This window comes from Protofrankia coriariae (assembly GCF_001017755.1).
Classification (GTDB): domain Bacteria; phylum Actinomycetota; class Actinomycetes; order Frankiales; family Frankiaceae; genus Protofrankia; species Protofrankia coriariae.
In genome coordinates this window covers 13,619-20,656 of the sequence record NZ_JWIO01000058.1, presented here as the reverse complement: position 1 = coordinate 20,656, position 7,038 = coordinate 13,619, and the positions used below count along the sequence as shown (strand labels likewise).

The window sequence follows — 7,038 nt, the reverse complement described above, 5'->3', positions numbered from 1 at the left end:
CCCGAGACTGACACAGAGGGGGGCCGGTTCGGCGGTGAACGCACGAATCGCCTCGACGGCATCGGGAAGGTTCGTCATGCGGACAGCTCCCCTCGAGGTTCCACTGGACCGCACCCTGCGGCGTTGGCGTTCGTTGGCCGTACCGCGCCGCTTCTGGCAGTAGACTTTTTGCCTCTACTTTTCCTATACCTAATTCGAATTAGAGTCAAGCATGGCCAAAGGAACGGCATGCGGGAGAATCCGCCGGACGGCCTGCAGCGTTCTGGTAAGTTGCTGTTCAGCAGATCATGACAAGGTCCACGACGTCACCCTCGCCGAACGCGCAGGACGAGGAGCTGGGGTATCTCGTTGGTCTTGGCTTCCACGTCGTCCTGGCCGAACACGGGACCCCGGTCGTGGTCGAGGGTGGCGAGCAGGTGCCATGCATCGGCCGCGCAACCGCGTGATCCGCGGAGCGTCTTGCCGCCGAGGAGAATGGGCTGCCCCGCCACCGTGCCCTCTGCTCGTTGTTCCTGCCCACTGGCGTGCGTGGTGGTCGACGACGTTGACGCTGGTTTGCTCGTTAGCGTGCTGGTCGCCCGCAAGCATCGCTGGAACAGAGTGTCGGCGTGCGGGTACCTGGTGAATGTCGGCCCTGATATCAGGACCGACGTCGAGTTATCCCAGTCCTGCCCACGTACTTCGCTGCCTACCTCGCTGGATGGCAAGACGTGCCGATCGAACTCTCCGCGGACATTGTCTTCGGCGCCGTGGGATACGTCCGGAGCCTCGGCTTCGAGCCCCATGCCGATTTCACCGACGACGCCGATGACTGGGGCCCTCCCCAGGCGCCGAGGTCTTGACCAGCGGCAACGCCGACGTCAGCCGCTTGTTGTAGCCGGGCCGGCCGGGCAGGCAGGGGCCCCCGACCAGATGCGCCCGGGCGTGGCGCAGCCATCGGGCCTCGCTGTGGTGGTCGAGCAGGGCCTTGAAGCTCTCTCCCTATGCCCGGTCACCGCGAGCCCAGACTTCGGACTTACTCGTCTAAACTGCTCAAGTGCCTATGCGATCTCTGGGAGTCGCCAGGCCGGGGCCGCGGGCGCCGAGGTTCCCGGCCCAGCTCGCCCCGATCTCCTCCCTGGAGGATGACACTGCCTACCAGGGCCGACTACCAGGGCCGGCTGTTCGACGGGGTCGACGCGGCGGGCCGGCGGCTGGAACGGCTCGAGATCGAGCAGTGCCGGCTGACGCTGGTCGGGCTCGCCGGTGCCCGGCTGGCCTCGGCGATGTTCGCCAACGTCGAGATCAGCCGGTCGGATCTGTCGAATCCGCGGGCGGCGAACTCGTCGATGATCTCGATGGTGGTCTCGACGTGTCGGATGATCGGGGCACCGGCTCAGCCGGCTGAACACCCACACATCCGGATGGTTGACCCCGCTCACGGGTACCGGGACGACAGGCTTTCACGGAGCTCCGCGAGCTCAGCGGCGAGCACCTGTACCTGGTCCTTGAGAGCCACCGTCTCCGCGGAGATGATTAAACTTGGCGACGCACCAGCCCGCTCAAGATCGAAGTCGGCCGTGCGCCGTGAGGCATGCTCCTTCTGCTGGCTGGTTATTGCCTTCAATATCACCACGATCGTAACGACCAGCCACAGGAAGAAAGCCACCAGCGAAAGCCACCAGGTGAGCAACCCGTTCCAGGCGATCGGGCCGGTTTTGGCGAAGACGTCCAGGCTTGCCGGGCAGTACAACAGCGCGCACCAGATGTTGAAGTAGCCATACCACCGGGGGAAGATCGGCTCAGCTCGCTTGTCACGGAGCACAGCGATACCGATGACTAGATTCTGGACGAAGATTGCATAGATGATCCCGGTGAACGGCAGCCAACCCATGTCATTGAGCATCTGGATCGACTCGGGCGAGCGCTCAGGGCGGAAGGATGCAGAGAGGAAGTAGTACAGCGGGGGAAAGAACGCGACAGGAAGTGTCGCACCCAGTCCAAGCTGCGCGTAGGTAAGCGGCGTATGGCTACCTTCGATCCGCTTGAGCTGAACGGAGATAGCCGCAACAAAGGGTACCCAGAAACAGAGACCGAACATGCTTAGAATCATGCCTGAGCGGATGCGGTTAGCATGATCACGATACATGGTCGCGACGGCCTCGGGGCCGTTCGACGGGAGCGGTGGTGGGATGTATCTGGCTATGACGCCAAATCCGAGAAAGAACAGCAGGGCGAACAGAAAGCCACTCCACGCACACACTCTCTGAGTCAACGCATTCACGTCTGAAACCGCCTTTGATGCAGCATTTTGCCGAGGAGAAAACCACCGACGGTTTGGAATCCGTCCTGAACCGTACTGCACGGTCACGCTAGCCAGCGAAGGTGAGCGCAGAGGCATCCACGAGCCCACTGTCACATACCGCTATACTACTGGCACTTCAAGTCACTTATTGAGAAGACTCATCGCTTCGGTGTGCGTCCTAGTCGCCGCTGCCAGTCGTGGGCTCCGAGCAGGCGAACCATCCTGGCCTGCAGCTCGCTACTCTTCTGCCTATAGGGATACCAGTGCGGCTCCGACTTCAGATGGATTTTCTCGGAGACCACGGATTGTTGGCGGCAGTACTTGAGGATGCCAGTAGCTCCACCCGAACGTGTTCCGACACCGGAGGTTTTCCAACCGCTCATAGGCAGAGGCAGCTGAAACGTACTGATCATGACATTGTTGATATTGACGGCGCCAGCCTCGATCTGTCGCGCAACGCGGTCGGCGTGCTTGCGGTCCTTGCTCCAGACGCTCGATGACAGCCCGTAAGGCGAGTCATTCGCGAGCTGGATGGCCTCTTTTTCGTTCGCCACCTTCATGATCGGCAGGGTTGGGCCAAAGGTCTCGTCCCGCATGCACTGCATCGAGTGGTCGACGTCGACGAGAACGGTCGGCTCGAAGAACAAACCGGTAACCGCACGCTTGCCACCCGTGAGCACTTTGGCTCCCTTGCGCACGGCGTCAGCGACATGGCTCTCAACGATGGCCAACTGGTTGGCATTCTCCATCGAGCCGATATCGGTCTGATAGCTACCATCGGGGTCCATGCCCTGACGCAGCTCCTTGACTTTCTGTGTCACCTTTTCGACGAACACGTCGTACACGGGCTCTTCGACGTAGCAGCGCTCGACCGAGATACAGATCTGACCGGAGTTCCACATCGCGCCCCAAGCGGCCGCGCTGGTGGCACGTTCAAGGTCGGCGTCGGAGAGCACGATCATCGCATCCTTGCCGCCGAGCTCGAGGCTGCAGGGTATGAGACGGTCCCCAGCCCTTGCCGCGATCTTGCGGCCGGTCCTGGTGGAGCCGGTGAAGGCGACCATGTCGACTGCCTCCACGACCGCCGCTCCGGTCTCAGGCCCACCTGTGATGCTCGCGAGGACTGGGGGGGCGTTCACCTCCTCAAGCCAACCACGGGTTGCTTCCGCCCAGGTCAGAGGCGTGAACTCCGATGGCTTGAACAGGACCGCGCAACCGGCCATGAGCGCGGGTACACCGTCGAGCATGGGGCCGCCCAGGGGCCCGTTCCAGGGGGTGAGCATTCCGACGAGCTGGTACGGACGGGCGAAGACCCTTAAATTCTTCGTCATACCGACAGCACCCCAGGATTTTACCTTACGGTCGGCGAGAAATTTCTTGGCATGCTTGCCATAGTAATTGATGAGGTCCACCGCCATAGCGACCTCGAGACCCGCGTCGCCCCAGGACTTGCCGGTCTCCTCCTGCATGAGGCCGACGAGGTGCTTCTCGTTGTCGAGGATCCAGTCGAGGAAGCGAAACATGTACTTGGCGCGGCCATCAGGGCCCAGGTCCTCCCACGCCGGCTGCGCCTCTCGTAATCTCTTTGCGGCCACGGCGACGCCTTCCGGACCCTCGTCCGGGACCGATGCGACAAGCCGTCCGTCCGCGGGGCAGCGGACCTCGATCAGTACAGGTCCCTTCGCGGTCTGCTCTTGTACCTGTGTTGTCATGACAGTCCTTCTCCGTGAGGATGATGGCGTTATCCCGATACGTTCATTGGTATGTAATCCGAGTTAGTCCAATGACTGGTGCGGCGGCTGGAATGGTTATTTTTGATCGGTGTGGTTATTCGGGTGGGCCTGGTCGGCCGGCACCGCCAGCGCGGTGCGGTGGTGCCGGCCGGTCCGAGTCCGGCCGACACGAGCAGGCCGAGCGCGCCGTCCAGATCATCAGCAAGCCCCGGCATCTGTCCCATCGGCACCTCGCCGGTTCCCAGGGCTCCCAGCGCCGTGCGACGACGGTGAACACCGCGGCAGACTCCCAGCTTTGGCCCACGGCCCGAGGATGAAGAACCTGTTGTGCCAGCGCGGTCACGAATGCCACCGCCATCACTCCGATCACCGCTGCGCACAAGAACGTCGCCAGCAGGCCGGAGGGGGTGAGCGGGTGGTCGACGAAGTCAAGTTCGACCGGCGCACCCCACCGGAACAGGAGGGCGTCCCCAGCGTGGATGCCGACAGGGCCTGCGGCGACGACGGCCCCGAGATCTTCGCCCATCACCTCGCCCCTTTCGGTCATCCGCAGATCTTGCAACTTCGATTCAACTATGGTTTAGATTTGTCTCCAGTACAAGCCCACAGTCGAAGGCCCACGCCGCAAGGAGCCGTATGCGAGACGCCGTCGTCGTCGAAGCTGTCCGTACGCCGCTGGGTAAGCGCGGAGGCGGACTGGCCGATGTGCATCCGGCAGACCTCAGCGCTGCAGTGCTGCGCGAACTCGCCAGGCGCACCGATCTAGACCCCGCCCTCGTCGATGACGTGGTCTGGGGGTGCGTCGGGCAGGTCGGCGAGCAAACCGGAGACATCGCCCGCACAGCCGCGCTGTCGGCAGGTTGGCCCGAGCACGTGCCCGGCGTGACGGTCGACCGCGCCTGCGGGAGCTCGCAACAAGCGCTCAGCTTTGCCGCCGCTGGGGTGATCGCCGGCCACTACGACGTGGCCGTTGCCGGTGGTGTGGAGTCCATGTCGCGCATCCCCATGGGTCTGGCGTTCACCGTCGGAGGAGATCCGTACGGCGGTGCGGGCTGGCAGAAACGCTTCGGCACCACCCCGCATCAGGGCCTCGGAGCGGAGATCATCGCCGAGCGATGGGGATTCAGTCGCAATGACCTCGACCGATACGCGCTTGAGTCCCACGCCCGGGCCGCCGCTGCCCTGGATTCCGGGGCGTTCGACAGGGAGGTCGTGGTGGTAGATGGTCTGGAGCGGGATGAGGGCATCCGCCGCGGTGGAACGCTTGAGAGCCTGGCAGCGCTCAAGACGGCGTTCAAGGATGACGGCGCGGTCACAGCAGGCAACGCTTCCCAGATCACCGACGGTGCGGCCGCCCTGCTCGTGACCACCAGCGAGATCGCTCGCCACCACGGCTGGGAACCACTGGCGCGCGTTCACACGTCAGTCGTGATCGGTGACGATCCGATCATCATGTTGACGGGGCCGATCCCGGCCACCCGCAAGGCGCTGAAGCGTGCGCACCTCAAGGTGGATGACATCGGTGCTTTCGAGGTCAACGAAGCTTTCGCTTCGGTGCCGTTGGCCTGGCTGGCCGAGATCGGAGCGGACAGCGCGATCGTGAACCCCCGCGGAGGCGCGATCGCGCTCGGGCATCCGGTCGGCGGGTCCGGCGCCCGGATCGCGACCACACTGCTGCACCACATGCGCGACAACCGCATCCGCTACGGCTTGCAGACCATGTGTGAGGGCGGCGGTCAAGCCAACGCGACTATCTTCGAACTGCTGTGAGGAGCACACGATGCCCGAGGTGAGCGACCCCAGCAAAGTGCTGGTCTCCAGCCACGATCATGTCGTCGTAATCACGCTCAACCGCCCCGATGCTCGCAACGCTGTCGACCACGATGTCTGCCTGCTGGTGGGAAACGCGGTGGCGGCTGCAGACAGTGATCCGAGCATCCGCGTGATCGTGCTCACCGGAGCGGGCGACCAGGCCTTCAGCGCGGGCGCCGACCTCAAGGCAATCATGCGTGGCGAGCGCATCCTGCCGGTCGGCAGGGAGCATTGGAGCATCGCCGGTTTCGCCAACCACTTCACGTCCAAGCCCACCATAGCCGCGGTCAACGGCGCCGCACTCGGTGGCGGGACCGAACTCGCGCTGTCATGCGACCTCGTCGTCGCCGTCGAGACGGCGACGATCGGGCTCCCCGAAGTGAAGCGAGGGTTGGTCGCCGGAGCGGGAGGTGCGTTCCGCCTGATCCGACAGCTTCCTCACCGCGTCGCCCTCGAACTGCTCCTCACGGGTGAACCGATGAGTGCCGCAGACGCGTCGCGCTGGGGTCTGATCAACCGCGTAGTGCCAGCCGGCAAGGCCCTTGATGCCGCGATGGACCTAGCGGCGCAGATCGCCGCCAATGCCCCGCTCGCTGTCCAGGCCAGCAAGAGGATCGCCTACGGCGCCGAGGACGGCGCCCGGCACGATGAGGACAGCCTCTGGGCGCTCACCGAGCGGGAGTTCGCGGTACTGGCGCTGTCGGAAGACGCCAAAGAGGGCCCACGAGCCTTCGCAGAGAAGCGCTCGCCGATCTGGCTGGCCCGCTAGACCACCATCGACGAGAGGACATCAATGGAGATCCGTGGCAAGGCAGCGCTCGTTTCCGGGGGAGCCGGCGGTCTCGGCGAGGCGACGGTACGTCGGCTGGTAGCCGACGGCGCGCGGGTCGTGATCGCCGACCTCGCGGAAGAGCGAGGGAAGGCACTCGCTCAGGACCTTGACGAGGCCGCTGTCTTCGTACGAACCGATGTCACGGACGAAGAGTCCGTGGCGCAGGCCATCGCAGCTGCATCGGAGCTTGGGCAACTGCGCGTCTCCGTTTGCGCGCACGCCGGACCCGTTGCCCAGCAGCGCATCCTGGACAGAAGTGGCGCACCCATACCGCAGGAGCTTTTCGATCGGACGATCCGCATCTACCTGTCAGGGACATTCAACCTTCTCCGGCAGGCCGCAGCGGCCATGGCGGCGCTCGAGCCGCTCGACTCCGG

6 protein-coding genes and 1 pseudogene (1 of these 7 running past the window's edge) are annotated in these 7,038 nt (G+C 64.1%); 4 read left to right on the top strand and 3 right to left on the bottom strand.

All coding sequences use genetic code 11. From position 1 onward, the window contains the following. Positions 1-287 precede the first annotated feature (287 nt). Complete coding sequence (locus FrCorBMG51_RS29140) at positions 288-446, top strand: hypothetical protein (RefSeq protein WP_162233275.1); 159 nt, start codon at positions 288-290, stop codon at positions 444-446. 391 nt (positions 447-837) lie between these two features. Here FrCorBMG51_RS29140 and FrCorBMG51_RS34220 read toward each other — a convergent pair. The 3 genes and pseudogenes from FrCorBMG51_RS34220 to FrCorBMG51_RS22410 form a co-directional block, all read right to left on the bottom strand. Next, a pseudogene (locus tag FrCorBMG51_RS34220) lies at positions 838-969 on the bottom strand (IS982 family transposase); the annotation flags it as partial. A 448-nt stretch (positions 970-1,417) separates the two neighbouring features. Beyond that, positions 1,418-2,263: a hypothetical protein gene (locus FrCorBMG51_RS22415; RefSeq protein WP_139342480.1), complete on the bottom strand. Its 846-nt coding sequence runs from the start codon at positions 2,261-2,263 to the stop codon at positions 1,418-1,420. Positions 2,264-2,442: 179 nt separating this feature from the next. Then, positions 2,443-3,996 (bottom strand): aldehyde dehydrogenase family protein, encoded by a 1,554-nt coding sequence (locus tag FrCorBMG51_RS22410; protein ID WP_047224993.1) that lies wholly within the window; start codon positions 3,994-3,996, stop codon positions 2,443-2,445. Positions 3,997-4,653: 657 nt separating this feature from the next. Between FrCorBMG51_RS22410 and FrCorBMG51_RS22400 the strand changes: the two genes are divergently transcribed. The 3 genes in view from FrCorBMG51_RS22400 to FrCorBMG51_RS22390 are tightly spaced (at most 24 nt apart) and all read left to right on the top strand, a layout consistent with a single transcriptional unit that may run on beyond the window. After that, complete coding sequence (locus tag FrCorBMG51_RS22400; RefSeq protein ID WP_047224991.1) at positions 4,654-5,787, top strand: thiolase family protein; 1,134 nt, start codon at positions 4,654-4,656, stop codon at positions 5,785-5,787. A gap of 10 nt (positions 5,788-5,797) precedes the next feature. Beyond that, positions 5,798-6,598 (top strand): crotonase/enoyl-CoA hydratase family protein, encoded by an 801-nt coding sequence (locus FrCorBMG51_RS22395; protein ID WP_047224990.1) that lies wholly within the window; start codon positions 5,798-5,800, stop codon positions 6,596-6,598. A 24-nt stretch (positions 6,599-6,622) separates the two neighbouring features. Then, positions 6,623-7,038, top strand: the 5' portion of a protein-coding gene (locus tag FrCorBMG51_RS22390; protein ID WP_047224989.1) for an SDR family NAD(P)-dependent oxidoreductase. 385 nt of this gene lie beyond the right edge of the window; 416 of the gene's 801 nt are visible here — the first part of the coding sequence; it begins with the start codon at positions 6,623-6,625; its stop codon lies off the right edge, out of view.